The following is a 511-nucleotide window of genomic DNA, read 5'->3' on the forward strand; positions in this document are numbered from 1 at the left end:
CATGCTTCATTTGTCTTTTTCCATAAAATAAACAGCAAATTTCACTATTTTGCTGATCTGATCTCTCTCATGGGCTGCGGATAAACAGCATTTAAAAACTCTTTTGAAAAAATTATCGGTTTTTTTAGCATTTTTCTGCATTTTTTCTCAATTCGTTCAAAATGGATTTAATAAGCTTCGTTTTAATTCTTTTGAAGAGAATTAAACCCCTTATACGAAAACGGAGCTCTGTTGTAACAGGGCGTGAACTGGATCATTTGCACGTGAATTATGAAACTGTAAAACCTTATCGCGTAACCTTTAAAAAAGGTAATCCAAAAGTTACAGAGATCTCTAATCCAGAAAAATTCTATTACGTGACTGAAATGAAATTCGCAAAAACAGGTAAAGAGAAAGATAAAACCACTGTTATTTATAATAACAATATCACAATAACAGATATCCCTCTTGACGCTTGTGAGTATATCGTTAATGGTAAACCCGCTCTTGAATGGGTTATGGGGCGTCAATG

1 pseudogene is annotated in these 511 nt (G+C 33.5%); it reads left to right on the forward strand.

Going from position 1 to position 511, the window contains the following annotated elements:
* Positions 1 to 230: 230 nt before the first annotated feature.
* A pseudogene (locus ACFIJR_RS09320) lies at positions 231 to 511 on the forward strand (type ISP restriction/modification enzyme); the annotation flags it as partial.

Origin of the sequence: Bartonella sp. OD88NMGDW, assembly GCF_042193775.1 — a bacterium.
Classification (GTDB): domain Bacteria; phylum Pseudomonadota; class Alphaproteobacteria; order Rhizobiales; family Rhizobiaceae; genus Bartonella; species Bartonella grahamii.